General features: G+C 61.6%; 17 protein-coding genes and 1 pseudogene. 12 read left to right on the top strand and 6 right to left on the bottom strand.

Translation table 11 applies throughout. The features are described 5' to 3' along the window. Positions 1-2: 2 nt before the first annotated feature. From lpxB to CDV46_RS00220, 3 genes are all read left to right on the top strand, one after another. Complete coding sequence (lpxB, locus tag CDV46_RS00230) at positions 3-1,178, top strand: lipid-A-disaccharide synthase (protein ID WP_176398970.1); 1,176 nt, start codon at positions 3-5, stop codon at positions 1,176-1,178. Positions 1,179-1,300: 122 nt separating this feature from the next. Then, positions 1,301-1,936 carry a ribonuclease HII gene (rnhB, locus tag CDV46_RS00225; protein WP_170936030.1) on the top strand — a complete coding sequence of 212 codons (636 nt, stop codon included), beginning with the start codon at positions 1,301-1,303 and terminating at the stop codon, positions 1,934-1,936. Beyond that, on the top strand, positions 1,933-2,712 hold the full coding sequence (locus CDV46_RS00220; protein WP_087689096.1) for a TrmH family RNA methyltransferase: 780 nt from the start codon (positions 1,933-1,935) through the stop codon (positions 2,710-2,712). The genes rnhB and CDV46_RS00220 overlap by 4 nt, the downstream gene beginning before the upstream one ends. 3 nt (positions 2,713-2,715) lie before the next feature. Here CDV46_RS00220 and ppsR read toward each other — a convergent pair whose 3' ends face one another. After that, positions 2,716-3,615, bottom strand: a complete 900-nt coding sequence (gene ppsR, locus CDV46_RS00215; protein ID WP_084656603.1) for a posphoenolpyruvate synthetase regulatory kinase/phosphorylase PpsR — start codon at positions 3,613-3,615, stop codon at positions 2,716-2,718. A gap of 264 nt (positions 3,616-3,879) precedes the next feature. Here ppsR and ppsA point away from each other — a divergent pair, with 264 nt between their 5' ends. From ppsA to CDV46_RS00200, 3 genes are all read left to right on the top strand, one after another. Then, positions 3,880-6,270 (top strand): phosphoenolpyruvate synthase, encoded by a 2,391-nt coding sequence (gene ppsA / locus CDV46_RS00210; RefSeq protein WP_087689095.1) that lies wholly within the window; start codon positions 3,880-3,882, stop codon positions 6,268-6,270. Positions 6,271-6,427: 157 nt separating this feature from the next. Next, a complete protein-coding gene (locus CDV46_RS00205) occupies positions 6,428-6,862 on the top strand; it encodes an NfeD family protein (protein WP_087721463.1) in 435 nt (144 codons plus the stop codon). A 145-nt stretch (positions 6,863-7,007) separates the two neighbouring features. Beyond that, entirely contained in the window at positions 7,008-8,030 is a 1,023-nt protein-coding gene (locus tag CDV46_RS00200; RefSeq protein WP_254915883.1) for an SPFH domain-containing protein, read from the top strand. A 136-nt stretch (positions 8,031-8,166) separates the two neighbouring features. Here CDV46_RS00200 and smpB read toward each other — a convergent pair. Then, positions 8,167-8,628, bottom strand: a pseudogene (gene smpB, locus CDV46_RS00195) (SsrA-binding protein SmpB); the annotation flags it as partial. A 154-nt stretch (positions 8,629-8,782) separates the two neighbouring features. Here smpB and CDV46_RS00190 point away from each other — a divergent pair. Further along, a complete protein-coding gene (locus CDV46_RS00190) occupies positions 8,783-9,217 on the top strand; it encodes a type II toxin-antitoxin system RatA family toxin (protein WP_058378962.1) in 435 nt (144 codons plus the stop codon). After that, the gene (locus tag CDV46_RS00185) at positions 9,207-9,542 is read left to right on the top strand and encodes an RnfH family protein (RefSeq protein ID WP_087689093.1); all 336 of its coding nucleotides are present in this window, start codon (positions 9,207-9,209) and stop codon (positions 9,540-9,542) included. The genes CDV46_RS00190 and CDV46_RS00185 overlap by 11 nt, the downstream gene beginning before the upstream one ends. Before the next feature lie 74 nt (positions 9,543-9,616). Here the strand turns inward: CDV46_RS00185 and CDV46_RS00180 are convergent, their stop codons facing one another. Further along, positions 9,617-10,546, bottom strand: coding sequence for a DMT family transporter (locus CDV46_RS00180; RefSeq protein WP_087721462.1), 930 nt, complete (start codon positions 10,544-10,546; stop codon positions 9,617-9,619). A 262-nt stretch (positions 10,547-10,808) separates the two neighbouring features. On the opposite strand from CDV46_RS00180, the gene guaB reads away from it, so the two are divergent. The 3 genes from guaB to guaA are packed head-to-tail and all read left to right on the top strand — an operon-like array spanning position 10,809 to position 14,559. Next, positions 10,809-12,269, top strand: a complete 1,461-nt coding sequence (gene guaB, locus CDV46_RS00175) for an IMP dehydrogenase (RefSeq protein ID WP_058378959.1) — start codon at positions 10,809-10,811, stop codon at positions 12,267-12,269. A 6-nt stretch (positions 12,270-12,275) separates the two neighbouring features. Then, on the top strand, positions 12,276-13,001 hold the full coding sequence (locus CDV46_RS00170) for a hypothetical protein (RefSeq protein ID WP_087721461.1): 726 nt from the start codon (positions 12,276-12,278) through the stop codon (positions 12,999-13,001). Next, on the top strand, positions 12,976-14,559 hold the full coding sequence (gene guaA / locus CDV46_RS00165; RefSeq protein ID WP_058378957.1) for a glutamine-hydrolyzing GMP synthase: 1,584 nt from the start codon (positions 12,976-12,978) through the stop codon (positions 14,557-14,559). The genes CDV46_RS00170 and guaA overlap by 26 nt, the downstream gene beginning before the upstream one ends. Before the next feature lie 90 nt (positions 14,560-14,649). On the opposite strand, the gene CDV46_RS00160 is transcribed toward guaA, so the two are convergent. Further along, complete coding sequence (locus CDV46_RS00160; protein WP_087721460.1) at positions 14,650-15,564, bottom strand: LysR family transcriptional regulator; 915 nt, start codon at positions 15,562-15,564, stop codon at positions 14,650-14,652. Between the two features lie 111 nt (positions 15,565-15,675). Here CDV46_RS00160 and CDV46_RS00155 point away from each other — a divergent pair, with 111 nt between their 5' ends. Further along, positions 15,676-16,983 carry an SGNH/GDSL hydrolase family protein gene (locus tag CDV46_RS00155; protein ID WP_254915882.1) on the top strand — a complete coding sequence of 436 codons (1,308 nt, stop codon included), beginning with the start codon at positions 15,676-15,678 and terminating at the stop codon, positions 16,981-16,983. A gap of 3 nt (positions 16,984-16,986) precedes the next feature. Here the strand turns inward: CDV46_RS00155 and CDV46_RS00150 are convergent, their stop codons facing one another. Then, a complete protein-coding gene (locus tag CDV46_RS00150) occupies positions 16,987-17,601 on the bottom strand; it encodes a 3'-5' exonuclease (protein ID WP_087721459.1) in 615 nt (204 codons plus the stop codon). An 82-nt stretch (positions 17,602-17,683) separates the two neighbouring features. Next, the gene (locus tag CDV46_RS00145; RefSeq protein WP_217896706.1) at positions 17,684-18,628 is read right to left on the bottom strand and encodes an alpha/beta hydrolase; all 945 of its coding nucleotides are present in this window, start codon (positions 18,626-18,628) and stop codon (positions 17,684-17,686) included. Positions 18,629-18,658: the final 30 nt, after the last annotated feature.

The raw sequence follows: 18,658 nt of genomic DNA, 5'->3' as shown, positions 1-18,658 counted from the left end.
CTATGCCGCCGACCCTTCCCGGTACCGGCCAGCGAACCCTGGCGATGGTGGCCGGGGAGTTGTCTGGCGATCTCATTGCCGGCAACGTGCTTGCCGGTCTCAAGCAGAGTCTTCCCGCCGACATCGCGTATGCAGGTGTCGGTGGCCCGCATATGGCCGAAGAGGGCTTCAACGCCTATTGGCCGATCGACAAGCTGTCGGTCATGGGCTATGTGGAAGTCATCAAGCATCTGCGCGAAATTCTCTCGATCCGCAAGCAACTGCGCGAGCACTGGCTGGCTGACAAGCCGATAGCGTTCGTCGGTTTCGACGCGCCGGATTTCAACTTCGATCTCGAAATCAAGCTGCGTGAGGCGGGCGTCCCGACGATTCACTTCGTGAGCCCGTCGATCTGGGCGTGGCGCGGCGGACGTATCAAGAAGATCAAGCGCGCCGTCGATCACATGCTCTGCCTGTTTCCGTTCGAGCCGGAGATCTACCATCGCGCGGGAATCGATGCGACGTTTGTCGGGCACCCCATGGCCGACAAGATTCCGATGGTGCCCGATGTGGTAGGGGCTCGCGCCAAGCTGGGCCTGACCGGCGACGCGCCGGTCGTGGCGATCCTGCCCGGCAGCCGGACCTCCGAGGTGCAGCGCCTGACACCGGTATTCTTCGCAGCGATGCGCCTGCTTGCGCAGCGCGATCCGTCGATCCGCTTCGTCTTGCCCGCCGCGACGCCGCGTCTGCGTAACTTGATGCAACCGATTTTCGATGCGCATAACGACCTGAATCTGACGGTGACTGACGGGAAAGCCCCGTTGGCACTCGAAGCGTCGGACAGCGTCTTGCTGGCGAGTGGCACCGCGACGCTGGAAGCGGCGCTGTACAAGAAGCCGATGGTGATCTCGTACAAGGTGCCTTGGCTGACGGCGCAGATCATGAAGCGGCAGGGCTATCTGCCGTATGTCGGGTTGCCCAACATCCTGTCCGGGGAGTTTGTCGTGCCGGAGTTGTTGCAGCATTTCGCCACGCCGGAAGCGCTGGCAGATGCCGTGTGGAAGCAACTGACCGACCCGGCGTTGCGCGAGTCGTTACAGGCGCGCTTCACCAAAATTCACGAGCAGTTGCGCCAGAACACGGCCGCACGTGCGGCAGAAGTGATCGAGCGTGTGTTGCGCGAGAAAGGGCGTCTATGAGCGAAGACATCGTCAAAGGACGCAGGACGAGTCGTAGCGCGTCGCGTGAGCAAAATGCGGCCGAAGTATCGTCGCCGGTCGTGAAGCCGCGTACACGGGCCGCCAAGGCCGCAGTGCCGCAAATGTCGCTGGATCTGTTCGGTGAAATTGCAGCCGATCTGATCTGCGGTGTCGACGAAGTGGGTCGTGGCCCGCTCGCGGGGCCGGTGGTTACGGCGGCGGTCATTCTCGATCCGTCGCGTCCCATCAAAGGGCTCGCCGACTCGAAGAAGCTGACGGCGAAGCGCCGTGAAGCGCTCTATGAAGAGATCATCGAGCGTTCGCTGGCGTATTACATCGCCGAAGCAAGCGTCGCCGAGATCGATTCGCTCAATATTCTGCACGCGACCATGCTGGCGATGCAGCGAGCCGTGATTGGACTGCCGCGCGTGCCGTCGCTGGCGCTGATCGACGGAAATCGCTGCCCGGTGCTGCCCATGCGCGCCGAAGCCATCGTCAAGGGCGATGACAAGGTGCCGGCCATTTCCGCTGCGTCGATCCTTGCAAAGGTGACGCGCGACCGTCAACTGGTCGAACTGCACGAAGCGTTCCCGCAGTATGGTTTCGACGAGCACGCGGGATATGGCACGCCGCGCCATCTGGAAGCTTTGCGCACGCACGGGCCGAGCCCGCATCACCGCCAATCGTTTGCCCCGGTGCGTGAGGCGTTCGAGAAATTCGGTGCGCTCACGATCTCACGCGTGGCCCTGTCCTCATGAAACTGATTAGTTCCAAAGACAACCCGTTCTACAAGCGACTGAAGCAACTCGCGCAGTCGAATCAGCAACGCCGCAAGCTCGGGCAGACGCTGCTCGAAGGCGTGCATCTGGCCGACGCGTATCTCGGCGCGCTGGGTCAGCCGCTCGTTTGCGTGGCGGCGGAAGAGGCGCTCGATAACGACGAAGTGGCTGCCATCTGGGCGCGCGTCGATCCCGATCGCCGGGTCAGCCTGCCGCATGCGCTTTTCGAGCCGCTCTCGACGCTGGTGAACGGCGTGCCGCTGCTGTTCGTGGTGGAGATGCCGAATGGCCACCTGCCGGCGTCGCAAACGGCGGATTGCGTGATTCTCGATGCGGTACAAGATGCCGGTAACGTCGGGTCGATTCTGCGCAGCGCAGCGGCGGCCGGGGTGCGCGACGTGTATTGCATGTCGGGGACGGCACTAGCGTGGTCGAGCAAGGTGCTGCGCGCCGGCATGGGCGCGCATTTCTCGCTGAATATCGTCGAACATTGCACGCCCGATTCGCTGGCGCCGCGATTGGCGGTGCCGCTGCTGGCAACGAGCTTGCAGGCGAAGACATCGCTGTATCAGGAGGATTTGCGGCAGCCGGTCGCGTGGATCTTCGGCAATGAAGGGGCGGGCGTATCGCCGCATTGGCTGGAGCGCGTGCAGACGCCCGTGCGGATTCCGCAGCCGGGCGGCATGGAGTCGCTCAACGTCGCCGCGTGCGCTGCCATTTGTCTGTTCGAGGCAGTGCGTCAGCGGCTGAGTTGACTATCAATAAACGTCGCGTTCGAGCTTGATTTCCTGAAGGATCGTCGTGGCAATTTCTTCGATCGACTTGTGGGTCGACGACAGCCACTTGATGCCTTCGCGGCGCATCATGGCTTCCGCTTCGTTGACCTCGTAACGGCAATTCTCCAGCGAAGCGTACTTGCTGCCCGGGCGGCGCTCATTACGAATTTCCGACAGGCGGATCGGGTCGATGGACAGGCCGAAGATCTTGTCCTTGAACTGATCGAGCGTGGAGGGCAGTTTCTCGCGCTCGAAATCGTCCGGAATCAGCGGGTAGTTGGCCGCTTTCACGCCGTACTGCATGGCGAGATACAGCGTCGTCGGCGTCTTGCCGCTGCGCGAAACCCCCACCAGAATCACATCCGCACTCTTCAGATTCTTGTTCGACTGACCATCGTCGTGCGCGAGCGAGAAATTCACCGCTTCGATCCGGTTCTTGTACGCCTCGCTGTCCGCGTTCTGGTGCACGCGGCCGATGGCGTGCATCGACTTGAGCCCGAGTTCCAGTTCGAGCGGCTCGATGAATGTCTGGAACATGTCGAGAATCACGCCCTGCGTGTTGCGCAGAATCTCATTGGCACGCGCATCGACGAGCGTGCTGAAAATAATCGGGCGGACATTGTCGACCCGATACATTTCATTGATCCGTTGCGCCGTCTCATAGGCTTTATCGACGGAATCCACGAACGGAACGCGAATCTGACGAAAACGCATCTCAAATTGCGCGAGGATCGAATGCGCAAAGGTTTCCGCCGTGATGCCCGTGCCGTCGGACACGATAAAGACCGGGCGCACGCTCACGGGTTTAACCGCTGCGGCAGACGTATCGGCAGCAACGGCGGGGCTTGCCGGGGAATTCGGGGGAGTAGAGGCTTCGCTCATGCGCAGAATCGCAAAATGGTGCATTGCACGGTAGAATAGCGGCAACTTGTTGGATAAGCAATTGCGCGAGCGTCGCGTGAGTTCCTGTCAGAGGCCCGCCCGGTGCGGCGCTCCGGGAAATTCGGACGGTCGAGGCAAGTTGTCGGGAGCTAGCCCCTGGCCGCCGACATCGCCTTCGCGCGATTTCTTATCCAACAGGTCAGTCGGCCCATGTCAGTCCCAGCCGATTCGCCGAGAATTTTTTTTCTTACCTTAGGGGCTTTTATGACTAACGCAGCACACGACGGCGCCTACGTGGTGCCGTTTGAGCATCTGCGCATGACCGACGTCGAGTCGGTCGGCGGCAAGAATGCATCGCTTGGTGAAATGATCAGCCAACTGGACAGCGCCGGCGTGCGCGTGCCGGGTGGTTTCGCCACGACCGCCTTCGCTTTCCGCGAGTTCCTCCAGCACAACAATCTCACCGAACGCGTTGCCAAGCGTCTCGAGGGTCTGGACGTCGATAACGTCAAGGCGCTCGCAGAAGCCGGTGCCGACATCCGTCAATGGATCGTCGACGCGCCGTTGCAACCGCAGCTCGAAAAAGACATTCGCGAGCAGTTCGCACGCATCACGGCAGACCAGCCGGATGCGTCGTTTGCCGTGCGTTCGTCGGCCACCGCAGAAGATCTGCCCGATGCCTCGTTCGCCGGTCAGCAGGAAAGCTACCTGAACGTGGTCGGCATCGACAGCGTGCTCGATCGCATGAAGCACGTTTTCGCGTCGCTCTATAACGACCGCGCTATCTCGTACCGCGTGCACAAGGGCTTCACGCACGCCGAGGTCGCACTGTCGGCTGGCGTGCAGCGCATGGTCCGCTCGGACACCGGCGCATCGGGCGTGATGTTCACCATCGACACCGAATCGGGCTTCCAGGACGTGGTGTTCATCACGTCGAGCTACGGTCTGGGCGAGACGGTGGTGCAGGGCGCCGTGAACCCGGATGAGTTCTACGTCTTCAAGCCGACGCTCAAGGCCGGCAAGTACCCGATCATTCGCCGCACGCTGGGCTCCAAGCTCCTGAAGATGGAATTCACGCAGCCGGGCGAACCGGGCCGTGTGAAGACCGTCGACGTGCCGATGGAACTGCGCAACCGTTACTCGATCACCGACGACGATTGCGTCGAGCTGGCCAAGTACGCGCTGATCATCGAAAAGCACTACGGCCGTCCGATGGACATCGAGTGGGGCAAGGACGGCAAGGATGGCAAGATCTACATCCTGCAAGCACGCCCGGAAACGGTGAAGAGCCAGTCGGCCGGCAAGATCGAACAACGCTTCAAGCTCAAGGGCGATGCCCCGGTGCTGGCCACGGGCCGTGCCATTGGTCAGAAGATCGGCGCCGGTCCCGTGCGCGTGATCATGGACCCGAGCGAGATGGAACGTGTGCAGCCGGGCGACGTGCTCGTGGCCGACATGACCGACCCGAACTGGGAGCCGGTGATGAAGCGCGCTGCGGCCATCGTGACGAACCGTGGCGGCCGTACGTGCCACGCGGCCATCATCGCGCGTGAGCTGGGTGTGCCGGCCGTGGTCGGTTGCGGCGACGCGACCGACGTGCTCAAGGAAGGCGCACTGGTGACGGTGTCGTGTGCCGAGGGCGACGAAGGCAAGATTTACGACGGTCTGCTCGAGACCGAAGTGACCGAGATCCAGCGCGGCGAAATGCCGAAGATCCCGGTGAAGATCATGATGAACGTGGGCAACCCGCAACTCGCTTTCGATTTCGCGCAACTGCCGAACGAAGGCGTGGGTCTGGCGCGTCTGGAATTCATCATCAACAACAACATCGGCGTGCACCCGCGCGCGATTCTCGAGTACCCGAACATCGACGCGGACCTGAAGAAGGCCGTCGAGTCGGTCGCTCGCGGTCACGCGTCGCCGAAGGCGTTCTACGTCGACAAGCTGGCCGAAGGGATTGCCACCATCGCGGCGGCGTTCTACCCGAAGAGCGTGATCGTGCGTCTGTCGGACTTCAAGTCCAACGAGTACAAGAAGCTGGTCGGCGGTTCGCGTTACGAGCCGGATGAAGAAAACCCCATGCTGGGTTTCCGTGGCGCCTCGCGCTACATCTCGGAAGACTTCGCCGAAGCGTTCGCGATGGAGTGCCGTGCACTCAAGCGCGTGCGTGACGAAATGGGTCTGACGAACGTCGAAATCATGGTGCCGTTCGTGCGTACGCTGGGTCAGGCCGAGCGCGTGGTCAACATGCTCGCAGGCCATGGCCTGAAGCGTGGCGACAACGGTCTGAAGCTGGTGATGATGTGCGAAGTGCCGTCGAACGCCATTCTGGCCGACGAGTTCCTCGAATACTTCGACGGCTTCTCGATCGGCTCGAACGACCTGACGCAGCTCACGCTGGGTCTGGACCGCGACTCGGGCATGGAACTGCTGGCCAAGGACTTCGACGAACGCGACCCGGCGGTGACCTTCATGCTCAGCCGTGCCATCAAGGCATGTCTGGCGAAGGGCAAGTACGTCGGCATTTGCGGTCAGGGTCCGTCGGACCATCCGGATCTGGCCGAATGGCTGGCGAAGGAAGGCATTGCGTCCATGTCACTCAACCCGGATACGGTTGTCGAGACGTGGCAGCAACTCGCCAAGGTGTTGAAGTGATGTAACGGCGTCGGCGCCCGTTTGGGAAGAGTCCGGTCCACGTGTCGGACGTCGCCCAAATGGCCGCTAGCCCCATGGGACGCGTGCGCTGATGGCCACGGTTTCATGCTATAAACCCCGGTAATACACCGGGGTTTTTTGTTTTTTGGGGATCGCAATGGAGCAGGCTTGGCTGTGGTTCGGCGTTGCCGGATTGACTGTAGTGCTGGAGCTTGCCAGCGGCACGTTCTATCTGCTGATGGTTGCGCTGGGTATGTTCGCCGGCGGTGTGGCGGCGCTGTTGGGCGTCAGCTGGCCCGGTCAGTTGGTCGCGGCCGCCGTGGTAGCTGCCGTGGCGGTCTGGCTGTTGCGGCGTAGCAGGTTCGGGCGTCGTCGCATCAAGGTCGACGCGACGGCCGATCCGAATGCCAATCTGGATATCGGCGAGCGTTTGCATGTCGAAGCCTGGCAGGCCGACGGCAGTGCGCGCACCAAGTATCGTGGCGCGGAGTGGGATGTCGAGTTGTTGCCGGGGGAGGCACCGAGTGCCGGTTGGTTCGTGATTCGCGAAGTGCGCGGCAGCCGGTTGTTCGTGGTGCACGAGGTCGCCTAGGACTGCATTCGGCTGCATAGGAAAAGTCACTGATTGGTTAGCGCGCCGGGCAAACGCGTTGCAGTGACCGTATACGATATACGCCCCGTGTTTTCACGCAACGGGGAACTAGCCGGCAGTATTCGCCGGCGCTTCAGGGGAAACCATGTTCGCTCTATCCAACGTCGCGTTCATTCTGTTCATCATTGCGATCATCATCGCGGCGCGCTCGATCAAGATCGTGCCGCAGCAGCACGCCTGGGTGGTTGAGCGTCTCGGCAAGTATCACGCCACGCTTACGCCGGGTCTGTCGATCGTCGTACCGTTCGTCGATCGTGTGGCCTACAAGCATCTGCTCAAGGAAATTCCGCTCGATGTGCCGAGCCAGATCTGTATCACCAAGGACAACACGCAGTTGCAGGTCGACGGCATTCTGTACTTCCAGGTCACCGACCCGATGAAGGCATCGTATGGTTCGAGCAATTTCATCGTGGCCATCACGCAATTGGCGCAGACGACGCTGCGTAGCGTGATCGGCAAGCTGGAGCTCGACAAGACGTTCGAAGAGCGCGGCTACATCAATCACAGTGTGGTCAATGCGCTGGATGAAGCGGCATCGAACTGGGGGGTGAAGGTGCTGCGTTACGAGATCAAGGACCTCACGCCGCCGAAGGAAATTCTGCACGCCATGCAGGCGCAGATCACGGCTGAGCGTGAAAAGCGCGCGTTGATTGCGGCATCGGAAGGCAAGCGTCAGGAGCAGATCAACCTTGCTTCTGGCGCGCGCGAAGCGGCGATCCAGAAGTCCGAAGGCGAGCGTCAGGCGCAGATCAATCAGGCACAGGGTGAAGCGTCGGCGATTCTCGCAGTGGCGGAAGCCAACGCCGAGGCCATTCACAAGATTGCGACGGCCATTCAGACGCAGGGCGGTATGGAAGCCGTCAACTTGAAGGTGGCCGAGCAGTATGTCGACGCGTTCAGCAAGCTCGCGAAGGCTGGCAACACGTTGATCGTGCCGGGCAATCTGACGGACATGAGCGGCATGATCGCGTCGGCGCTCAAGATCGTGCGTGGCACGGAGGGCGGCTCGGGTGGCGGCGCAGGCGGTGGAGGTGCGGGGGCGGGTGCCGGTGGTGCTGGCGGCACTGGCGGCGTAGCGGGCTTCGGTGGCTCCAGCGTTCGGCGCTGATCGATTGCGTGGTTGAAAAAGCAAAACGGCCCCGAGGGGCCGTTTTTCTATGGTGCCGCGTTGGCGACACTGCGGGTGCTGAGAGGGAACTGCAAGAGCGCTGCACTTGCCATCGCAGGCGGCATCACGGACGTCGTCAGTCCGCCGCCGGCGTCGGTGTGCGCATCAGGCGGGCTTTCTCGCGATCCCAGTCGCGTTGCTTTTCGGTTTCGCGCTTGTCGTGCTGCTTCTTGCCCTTGCCCAGTCCGATCTCGCATTTCACGAGACCTTTGCTGTAGTGGAAGTTCAGGGGCACGAGCGTGTAGCCGCGCTGCTCGACCTTGCCGATCAGTTTCTTGATTTCGTCGGCCTTGAGCAGGAGCTTGCGCGTGCGGACCGGGTCGGGCTTGATGTGAGTCGACGCTGTCTGTAACGGGCTGATATTTGCGCCGATCAGAAAGATTTCACCGTGTTTGACGACGACGTAGCCTTCCTTGATCTGCGCCCGCCCGGCGCGAATCGCCTTGACTTCCCATCCTTCGAGCACGATCCCGGCTTCGTATCGCTCCTCGATGAAGTAGTCGAAGAAGGCTTTCTTGTTGTCAATGATGCTCATGGATCCTTGGCGGGTAACTTGGTCGGACCCGGTGAGTCGGGCTCGGGTAAAATGCTGATTTTAACAAAGAGTCTCGGCAAGGGGCGGCCCACGACGCAGGCGTGTCGATTCTTGATCGATGCGCTCACGCGCAAACGCCCACCTTGCCCGACAGACGATGGCCGAAGTCAGCAAAACCGTTCTCGTGCATTTCTCTGCTGAGCAAATGTACGATCTGGTGACCAATGTCGCCGATTACCCCAAATTTCTGCCTTGGTGCGGCGGTGTCGATATTCGGCACCAGGACGAGCACAGCATGGAGGCGTCGCTGCTCATCGACTTCAAGGGCCTGAAGCATTCGTTTGCGACGCGCAATATTCAGGAGCGTCCGCACTCCATCCAGATGACCTTCGTCGAAGGGCCTTTCAAGCGTTTCCATGGCACGTGGAAGTTCACGCCGCTGCGCGAGAACGCCTGCAAGATCGAATTCGGCCTGCACTACGAATTTGCGAATTTTCTGCTCGAAAAGGTCATCGGTCCCGTGTTCAGCCATATCGCGAATACATTCGTCGACGCCTTCGTCAAGCGCGCGGAGGCGGTTTATGTCCGCTGAGCTTGCCATCGAAGTTTGCTACGCGCTGCCCAATTCTCAGGCCATCGTCGCGCTCACGCTGCCGCAAGGCGCGACCGTGGGCGATGCCATCGAGCGTAGCGGTCTGCTGAAACAATTCCCCGAACTGGATTTGGCTCGCATGAAAGCGGGCGTGTTCGGCAAGGTGCGGGCGCTCGACGCGGCCGTAGAGGCGGGCGATCGCGTGGAAATCTACCGCCCGCTCAAGGCGGATCCGAAACTCGCCCGCCAGCGTCGCGTCGACAAGGTTCGCAACGAAGGCAGCCGGGAGGGCCAGAAGTGGCTCGGCAGCCGTCGCGGCAGCTGATCACAGTCGCTGTGGCCGCGCGTGAGGGCGGCCCCGACTTCAGATACTTCGAAAATCTAGAGAACTCAACGCTGTCAGTGCGCGGAGCCACGCGCATGCAACCGCACTGAGGCGCTCACCCCGGCCAGTAGCAGCACGACGGCGGCCACTTCCAATAGGCGCGGCAACCGGTGTTCGTAAATGAACCCGTAGACCAGCGCGAACAGCGTTTCAAACACGATCATCTGACCCGACAGCGTCAGCGGCAGGCGCCGGCTGGCAGCATTCCAGAACGCGTTGCCAATCGTCGATGCGCCGACGGCCACGGCAATGTTCACCAGAATGAACATCTGCCAGTCACGCGGCACATCGGCCGCCACCGGATGCGGCAGCAAGACGGCGGGCACTGCCAAGACTAGGGCGAGCACGCCAGTCGCGACCCCCGTCAGCAGCGACCATTCCTGACTCGTGAAGTGGCCGAAGCGCGCCAGATAGCGTGCATTCGCGACCGCATACCAGGTCCAGCTCACCAACGCCCCGACGGCGCAGAGAATGCCGAGCAGCGTCAGCCGCCAGTCGCCACCGTTGGCCGTGGCGTGCGCAAAGACATCCACATTGATACAGACGATCCCGGCCGCCACCAGCGCCAGCGGACCGACCAGCCGTGACAGGGGCAGGGCGCCTTGGTCCCGGCTGCCGACCAGCGTCACCGTCACCGGCAGCACGCCGACGATTAGCGACGCGGGCGCAATGCCGGCCATCTGGACGGCGCCGGCGAGAAACAGGTAATAAATCAGATTCCCGACCAGACTCAGCCGGAAAAGCGCACGCCAGTCATTGCCTGTGACCGAATGTCGCAGGCGCGCCCAAAGCGGGGCGAGCAGCAGGGCGGACACGAGGCCGTAGAGCACGTAGCGCGCGGCGGACAATTCGAGGGGCGAAAAGCCGGGAAGCAGGCGCGGGGCGAGAAATACCAGTCCCCAGAGGGCGCCTGCTGCCAGTCCGAAAGAAATGCCTTGGCCCATGAAGTTCGCGCCTGTTGTCCGTAGAAGAGTGAAGGGTGACGGGCGTGTTAGCCGGTGAGGCTGACGGGCCGGTCGTGGCGATGGCCAGTGCCATCCGGGAGGGCGCAAGAATAGCATGGGCTCAGCGGGCGTTAATTGTGGAATCCGGCACCCGGCCCGGTTGAGAAATTGATCGGGGAAAAAGCCCCTTGACATATGGGGTAGACGTGCCATCGATCGCGCGATTTCTGTATAATTCGGTTTTGCGCCTATAGGATTTGCCATGCGTCTGATCCAAAAAGCACTCACTTTCGATGACGTGCTCCTCGTCCCGGCCCACTCGGTCGTTCTCCCGCGCGACACCAGCCTGAAAACCAAGCTCACGCGCAACATCACTTTGAATATGCCTTTGCTGTCGGCCGCCATGGATACGGTGACCGAAGCTCGCCTGGCGATTGCCATGGCCCAGCAGGGCGGTATCGGCATTATTCACAAGAACCTGAAGCCGGCCGAGCAAGCGCGCGAAGTCGCCAAGGTCAAGCGTTTCGAGTCTGGCGTGGTGCGCGACCCGATCACGATTCCGCCGCACATGAAGGTGCGCGACGTGATTGCGCTGTCGAACCAGCATGGCATTTCCGGTTTCCCGGTGGTCGAAGGCGCCCAACTGATCGGTATCGTTACCAACCGCGACTTGCGTTTCGAGAAGCGTCTGGATGAGCCGGTGCGCGCGATCATGACGCCGAAGGACAAGCTGATCACGGTGCCTGAAGGCGCCTCGCCGGCCGACGCCGAGCATCTGATGCACAGCCACCGCCTTGAGCGCGTGCTGGTCGTGAACGATGCGTTCGAGCTGCGCGGCCTGATGACCGTCAAGGACATCACCAAGGCGACCGAGCACCCGCTCGCGAACAAGGACGAACACGGCAAGCTGCGCGTTGGCGCGGCGGTCGGCGTGGGCCCGGACAACGAAGAGCGCGTCGAACTGCTGGTAGCCGCCGGCGTTGACGTCATCGTGGTCGACACGGCACACGGCCACAGCCAAGGCGTGCTGGACCGCGTGCAATGGGTCAAGAAGCATTTCCCGCAAATCGAAGTTGTCGGCGGCAACATTGCCACGGCGAGTGCCGCACTGGCGCTGGTCGAACATGGCGCAGACGCCGTCAAGGTCGGTATCGGCCCGGGTTCGATCTGCACGACGCGTATCGTGGCAGGCGTTGGCGTGCCGCAGATCACGGCGATTGCCAATGTGGCCAAGGCATTGAAGGACACTGGCGTGCCGCTGATCGCGGACGGTGGTATCCGTTACTCGGGTGACATCGCCAAGGCGCTGGCGGCCGGTGCACACACCGTGATGATGGGCAGCATGTTCTCGGGCACGGAAGAAGCCCCGGGCGAAGTGTTCCTGTATCAGGGCCGTTCGTACAAGAGCTACCGCGGCATGGGTTCGGTGGGCGCGATGAAGGATGGCGCGGCTGACCGTTACTTCCAGGACCCGGCCAACAACGCCGACAAGCTCGTGCCGGAAGGCATCGAGGGTCGAGTGGCGTATAAGGGTAGTGTGCTGGCGATCATTCACCAGTTGACTGGCGGTATTCGCTCGTCGATGGGCTATCTGGGTTGCCCGTCGATCGAAGACCTGCACAACCGTGCCGAGTTTGTGGAAATCACGTCTGCCGGCATGCGCGAGTCGCATGTTCACGATGTTCAGATCATGAAGGAAGCCCCCAACTACCACGTGGAGTAATTGCCCATGAAGGCCATGTTGCGTACGGTACTGTTCCTCGATGCGGCGTTGAATCTGGCACTTGGCGTGCTGTTGATTGCGTCGTTCTGGTCCTCGCTGTATGCAGCCATCGAGGTGCCTGCGCCATCGCCTGTGCTTTATGCGCAGGCGTTGGGTGTGGCATTCATCGGTGTGGCCTGGCTGCAATGGCACGCCACCGTGAATGGCCAGTTGACGTCGACCGTCGCGAAAGTGACGGGGCACATCAACTGGGTCATTGGTGCGTTCGTGCTGGGCTGGCTGATTTCCGGGCAATTGCCGGTCACGGGCGGCGGCAAGTTGTTGATGCCGGCGCTCGGCGGCGTGTTGCTCGTGATTGGCGCAATTCTCGTCAAGCTGGCCTCCAGCGTACGCACGAAAGAGCGTGTGAAGGCGGCACAGCAGTCCACTGAGCGGGTGCGTGGCGGCGTCGTGACTGATGGCGCAGGCCGGGCCTCACGTGATTCACGCGATGCACGCGATGCACGCGACACCGTTCCGTACGACTACCCCGATGCCCGGGCCGACGAGGCCCGAGGCACGCGCGCTGAGCCGCGCATGGAGACGCCTCGCGGCGGCTCCGCACCCGCTACACCGGTCGAGCCTGTAGGCGCCACCGGCATTGTCACGCCCGTGCCTTCCGCCACGGCGCCGACGTCCAACGAATCCACTTCATCCGTACCTCACGATGCACGACAAAATCCTCATTCTTGACTTCGGCTCGCAAGTCACCCAGCTCATTGGACGCCGCGTTCGCGAAGCGCACGTCTACTGCGAGATCCATCCGAACGACGTTTCGGACGAATTCATCCGCGAATTCAACCCGAAGGCCGTCATTCTGTCGGGCAGCCACGCGAGCACGTACGAAGATAAGGACCTGCGCGCACCGCAGGCCGTCTGGGAACTGGGTGTGCCGGTGCTGGGCATTTGCTACGGCATGTTCGCGATGACGGTGCAGTTGGGCGGTCAGGTCGAGGCCAGCGACCATCGCGAGTTCGGCTATGCCGAAGTGCGTGCGCATGCGCATACGCCGCTGCTCGAAGGTATTGAGGATTTCCGTACCGCCGAAGGCCACGGCATGCTCAAGGTGTGGATGAGCCATGGCGACAAGGTGACGCAACTGCCGCCGGGCTTCGAGCTGATGGCATCGACGCCGAGCTGCCCGATTGCCGGTATCGCCGACGTGGCGCGCAACTACTACGCAGTGCAGTTCCACCCGGAAGTCACGCACACGGTGAAGGGCCGCGAGTTGCTGGAGCGCTTTGTGCTCCAGATCGCGGGTGCCAAGCCGGACTGGATCATGCGCGACCACATCGAAGAGGCTGTGAAGGCCATTCGCGAGCAAGTGGGTGACGAGGAAGTGATTTTGGGTCTGTCGGGCGGTGTCGATTCGAGCGTCGCGGCGGCGCTGATTCACCGCGCGATTGGCGATCAACTGACGTGCGTGTTCGTTGACCACGGTCTGCTGCGCCTGAACGAAGGCCAGATGGTGATGGAAATGTTCCAGGGCCGTCTGCACGCGAAGGTGGTGCATGTGGACGCGTCGGCGCAGTTCATGGGTCACCTGAAGGGCGTGACCGATCCGGAGCAGAAGCGCAAGATCATCGGCCGCGAGTTCGTGGAAGTGTTCCAGGCGGAAGCGAAGAAGCTGAAGAACGCGAAGTGGCTGGCACAGGGCACGATCTATCCGGACGTGATCGAGTCGGGCGGTGCGAAGACGAAGAAGGCGACGACGATCAAGAGCCACCACAACGTGGGTGGCCTGCCGGAAACGCTGGGTCTGAAGCTGCTGGAACCGCTGCGTGATCTGTTCAAGGACGAAGTGCGCGAGTTGGGTGTGGCGCTGGGTTTGCCGCACGATATGGTGTATCGCCACCCGTTCCCGGGCCCGGGTCTGGGCGTTCGTATTCTGGGCGAAGTGAAGTCGGAGTACGCCGACCTGCTGCGCCGTGCCGATGCGATCTTCATCGAAGAGCTGCGCAACACGGTCGAGCCGAACAGCGGCAAGACTTGGTATGAACTGACGAGCCAGGCGTTCGCGGTGTTCCTGCCGGTGAAGAGCGTGGGCGTGATGGGCGATGGCCGCACGTATGAGTGGGTGGTGGCACTGCGCGCGGTGCAGACGCAAGACTTCATGACGGCGCATTGGGCACACTTGCCGCACGATTTGCTCGGCAAGGTCTCGAACCGTATTATTAACGAAGTGCGTGGTTTGAACCGGGTTGTTTATGACATCTCGGGTAAGCCGCCGGCGACGATTGAATGGGAGTGAAAATCTTCACGCAGTTAGGAGATTAGCTCGGTAGCGAATGAGAAACGGCTTGGCAATTCAATTGCCAAGCCGTTTTTTCATTCGTTCCGCTCAATAGTCCTCACTAATGCTGACCCGCTCGGCAAGAAAATCCAGAAGCGCACGCACTCGCAAGGGCAGGTGACCACCTTGCCCAACAAACACCGCATGGACTTCCTCCATCTCCCCCGGATTGAACGCTTCGAGTAGCGGCACCAGTCTCCCGGCGGCGATGTCTTCTCGCACTTGAAAGGCGGCGAGGCATGCCAAACCAAGCCCCGCAACTGCCAGACGGTGCAACGCTTCACCGTCGCTGGCCTGCGCGTTCCCGGTGACGGGGAACACGGTGTCAATACCATCAACCCGAAACGGCCACCCCGGCTGCGCTCGCACGTAATTCGCCCCGAGCAGATTGTGTTGCTGCAATTCGTCTGGCGTCATCGGCGTCCCGCGACGCGCCAGATAGCTGGGCGCTCCAACAATCACCATGCGCGTCTGACCGAGCTTGCGCGCCATGAGGCTGGAACTCTTGAGCGGACCCGCACGAACTGCGACGTCCGTGCGCTGCTCAAGGATGTCGATGACTTCATCGGTCAGCACGATATCCAGCGAGACATCGGGATAGCGCTCAAGGAATTCGGGAACGAGTGGCAACAAGAAGTGATGCGCGAACGGCACATTCGCGTTGACCCGCAATCTGCCGCGAGGCGTGACTTGCGCACTGGCGTAACGTTCGGCTTCGTCCAGATCGGCCAACACCTGAATACCGCGCTCATAGAATGCGCAGCCTTCCGGCGTCAGTTGAAGCTGTCGAGTAGACCGGTTGATCAGCCGAGTCCCGAGACGACCTTCCAGTCTCCCCACGAGCTTGCTGACGGCAGACGGCGTCATCCCGCTGGCACGCGCCGCCGCCGCGAAGCCGCCCAGTTTGATAACGCGAACGAACACTTCCAACTCGCCGGACCGGTTGACCTCAAGACGTGCCACGACGACCTCCTCGGTGAATTCAAGTCATGAATATTTGTACCGGAGACAGTCTAGTCCATAGGTGTCGTTGAATTCATGATTAACACCTGTATTGACATTGAATTCACCAATATGAAAATCGTCTCAAAATCCTCGACCAACGCGATGCTGGCCTTGGCGCTAACGACTGGCGCAGCGGTTTCCTCTGCGCAGGCAAGCGCTGCCGACGCAACTTGGATCACCACATGGACCGCCAGCCCGCAGCCCGTATGGGGCGCTGACTTCCTGTTTCCCACCAACATCCCGGCAACACTGCGTGATCAGACCGTACGTCAGGTAGCTCGTGTCAGTCTGGGCGGGAAGCGGGTACGCATCGTCTTGTCCAATGCATACGGAAAGCAGCCGCTCGTCGTGGGCAAGGCCACGATCGCGTTGTCTGCGGCGAATGGGGATGGCGCATTTATCAATGACAGCCTGCGTACCACTACCTTCGGCGGGCACGAAACGGCCACGATCCTGCCCGGCGCATCGTTGATCAGCGACCCTGTTGCGTTGGCCGTGCCCGCACTCCGGCAGGTGACGGTGAGCGTGTATTTGCCGGAGAACACCCCGGTGACCACCTTCCATTGGGACGGCCGCCAAACCGGTTGGATCGTTGCCGGCGACCAGACGACGGTGGCGACACCGCCAGCGTCAGGGCCGAAAGCGGAAAGCACCACAGCGCGCGCGCTGCTGAGCGGGGTACTCGTCGAAGCACCATCGACCACGCAAACGATTGCAGTCATCGGTGATTCCATCACGGATGGCGCGACCGCCAGCCTCGACAAGGACAGCCGGTGGCCCGATTTTCTGGCGGCTCGCTTGGCGCCATATGGAGTGGGCGTTGTCAACGCCGGTATTTCGGGCGCTCGACTGTTGTCCGACGGTATGGGGGTGAATGCGTTGGCGCGAATCGATCGCGACGTGCTCGCGCAGCCGGGTGTGAAGAGCGTCGTCGTCATGCTGGGCATCAACGACATCTCATGGCCGGGGACGGCTTTCGCGCCAACCAGCGCGCTTCCGACATTCGATGCCTTGACGGCGGGCTACCGCCAACTGATCGCGCAGGCACACGACCGAGGCATTCGCGTGATCGGCGCGACGCTCACGCCGTTCGAGGGCGCGTTGCCCGGCACGCCGCTTGATAACTACTACCAGCCTGAAAAGGACGCACTACGTCAGCGGGTGAACGCGTGGATTCGTCACGGCGGCGCTTTCGATGCCGTCATCGACTTCGACGCAGCACTGCGCGACGCTACGCATCCGTCCCGAATGAACACACGGTTCGATTCCGGGGATCACCTGCACCCGGGTGACGAGGGAAATCGTGCAATGGCAGAGACCGTCAACCTCGAAGCTTTGCTGCCCGGTATCGGCCTCACCCATTCAGCAAGACGCTGAACCTTACCCACCCGCCGCCAACGTCCTCAACAACATCGGCACCTTGTCCTTGCTCGTGACTTGCACGCGAGAAATCAGTGCGTGATCGACGCGGGCAAGGCCATAAGTCCGCGAGATATCGTTCTGCATCCGTTGCCAGAGATGCGTCGTCATTTCCGCGTCCACCATCGCCCGGTGAGCGCGTCCGGTTTGCGGCAGTTGCAGCATCGCCGCCAAGCTCGAGAGCCGGTGATTCACTGCATTGGGATAGATCCGGCGCGCCGTCAGCATCGTGCACGCGAACGCGTGATTCGCCGGGGTGCCGAGCAACGCAAGCTCCGCCTGCCAGAACCGCTTGTCGAACCCGGCATTGTGCGCAACGACAGGACAGTTGCCCACGAACGCGACCGCCTCGCGCATGACCTTCGACACGGGCGGCGCTGACGCGATCATGTCGTTCGTGATGCCGGTAAGTGCCACCACGTCGGACGGAATGCGTCGTCCCGCGTTCATCAGACTCTGATAGCGGTCGACGATTTGCCCGTCACGCCACAGCACCACGGCAATTTCGGTGGCCCGGTCACCTTGCGTGGGCGACAGGCCCGTCGTTTCGAAGTCAAGCACGGCAACAGTTTGCATACGTCTCTAAATCAAGAATCACAGAATTACTGAACTACAAATAACTTGGCGCTGGGGCTCGGCACCGGGTCGACCGCCGGCATCAAATATTCATCAACGCCAACGTCGCTCGCGACAACTCCGAATCGGGCCGATTCAACTCATTAACCACTTCGAAGTGGTTTGCGCCTCGCACCCGGAACACCCCAGCGAGCCGCGCACGATCGGCCAGTGCATCGGCAAGCTCCCGGTTCTGGCGTTTGAACTCCGGACTCTCCAATGTCCCCCACGCCACCAGCGCGGGACAATTGGCCTTGTCCAGTTGCTTCATCGGGCTGAATTCAATCACCTGTGCCGGGCTCAGCGTCACGTACTTCCCACGTACCGACATGACGACCGGCGCAAGGTCGCCCATCCCGCTCATCACAACGCCACCCTTGAGCAACTGCGCAGGCGCACCATGCGCCTTCCAGTCAGTGGTGAGCATCACCGCCGTCAGATGACCGCCGGACGAATGTCCCGAAACATAAACGCGCTCAGGGTCGCCCCCGAAGCGCCGCGCGTTGGCACCGACCCAAGCCAGCGCCCGGCGGCATTGATCGACCATACCGGGCAGCGTGTTGCCCGGCATATTGTCGAAATTGATCGCGACATAGATCGCTCCCGCACCAACAAACGTCGGCGCCGGGCCAGAACTGTCGTCTTTGGAGAGCATCTGCCACGCGCCACCGTGGATGAACACCATGACGGGCAGATTGCGCGCACCCGCCGGTGCAAAGACATCGAGATTTTCCGACGCCTTGCTGCCGTACGAATAAGTCGTCGGCGGCAACTTCTGACGCACTTCCTCGCTGGTCCGTGCATAGCCGTCGATCACCTGCTTGGCGTTGGGCGCCCACACGGTCTGCGTGTAGGCGTCGTCCAACTGCTTCTGCGTGTAATCGAGAAAGACCTTCTTTTCGGTATCGTCCGCGTAGGCGAATCGGGACAGCGATGTGGCGGCCATGGCACCCAACCCATAGCGGACGAACTGACGTCGATCGATCATGAAGGTCTCTTATCTTATCTAGCGCTCGGT

This window comes from Pandoraea sp. PE-S2T-3, from assembly GCF_002179965.1.
Classification (GTDB): Bacteria; Pseudomonadota; Gammaproteobacteria; order Burkholderiales; family Burkholderiaceae; genus Pandoraea.
The sequence above is the reverse complement of the archived record's forward strand: the minus strand, read 5'-3'. Positions and strand labels throughout refer to the sequence as shown.

Bases quoted from the DNA above. Each gene is read 5' to 3' on its own strand.
- CDV46_RS00185 (WP_087689093.1), top strand. From the start codon at position 9,207: ATGTCCGCTGAGCTTGCCATCGAAGTTTGCTACGCGCTGCCCAATTCT.
- lpxB (WP_176398970.1), top strand. From the start codon at position 3: ATGCCGCCGACCCTTCCCGGTACCGGCCAGCGAACCCTGGCGATGGTG.
- CDV46_RS00145 (WP_217896706.1), bottom strand. From the start codon at position 18,628: ATGATCGATCGACGTCAGTTCGTCCGCTATGGGTTGGGTGCCATGGCC.
- ppsA (WP_087689095.1), top strand. From the start codon at position 3,880: ATGACTAACGCAGCACACGACGGCGCCTACGTGGTGCCGTTTGAGCAT.
- CDV46_RS00205 (WP_087721463.1), top strand. From the start codon at position 6,428: ATGGAGCAGGCTTGGCTGTGGTTCGGCGTTGCCGGATTGACTGTAGTG.
- guaA (WP_058378957.1), top strand. From the start codon at position 12,976: ATGCACGACAAAATCCTCATTCTTGACTTCGGCTCGCAAGTCACCCAG.
- CDV46_RS00200 (WP_254915883.1), top strand. From the start codon at position 7,008: ATGTTCGCTCTATCCAACGTCGCGTTCATTCTGTTCATCATTGCGATC.
- guaB (WP_058378959.1), top strand. From the start codon at position 10,809: ATGCGTCTGATCCAAAAAGCACTCACTTTCGATGACGTGCTCCTCGTC.
- CDV46_RS00220 (WP_087689096.1), top strand. From the start codon at position 1,933: ATGAAACTGATTAGTTCCAAAGACAACCCGTTCTACAAGCGACTGAAG.
- CDV46_RS00155 (WP_254915882.1), top strand. From the start codon at position 15,676: ATGAAAATCGTCTCAAAATCCTCGACCAACGCGATGCTGGCCTTGGCG.
- CDV46_RS00170 (WP_087721461.1), top strand. From the start codon at position 12,276: ATGAAGGCCATGTTGCGTACGGTACTGTTCCTCGATGCGGCGTTGAAT.
- CDV46_RS00190 (WP_058378962.1), top strand. From the start codon at position 8,783: ATGGCCGAAGTCAGCAAAACCGTTCTCGTGCATTTCTCTGCTGAGCAA.
- rnhB (WP_170936030.1), top strand. From the start codon at position 1,301: ATGTCGCTGGATCTGTTCGGTGAAATTGCAGCCGATCTGATCTGCGGT.
- CDV46_RS00180 (WP_087721462.1), bottom strand. From the start codon at position 10,546: ATGGGCCAAGGCATTTCTTTCGGACTGGCAGCAGGCGCCCTCTGGGGA.
- CDV46_RS00150 (WP_087721459.1), bottom strand. From the start codon at position 17,601: ATGCAAACTGTTGCCGTGCTTGACTTCGAAACGACGGGCCTGTCGCCC.
- ppsR (WP_084656603.1), bottom strand. From the start codon at position 3,615: ATGAGCGAAGCCTCTACTCCCCCGAATTCCCCGGCAAGCCCCGCCGTT.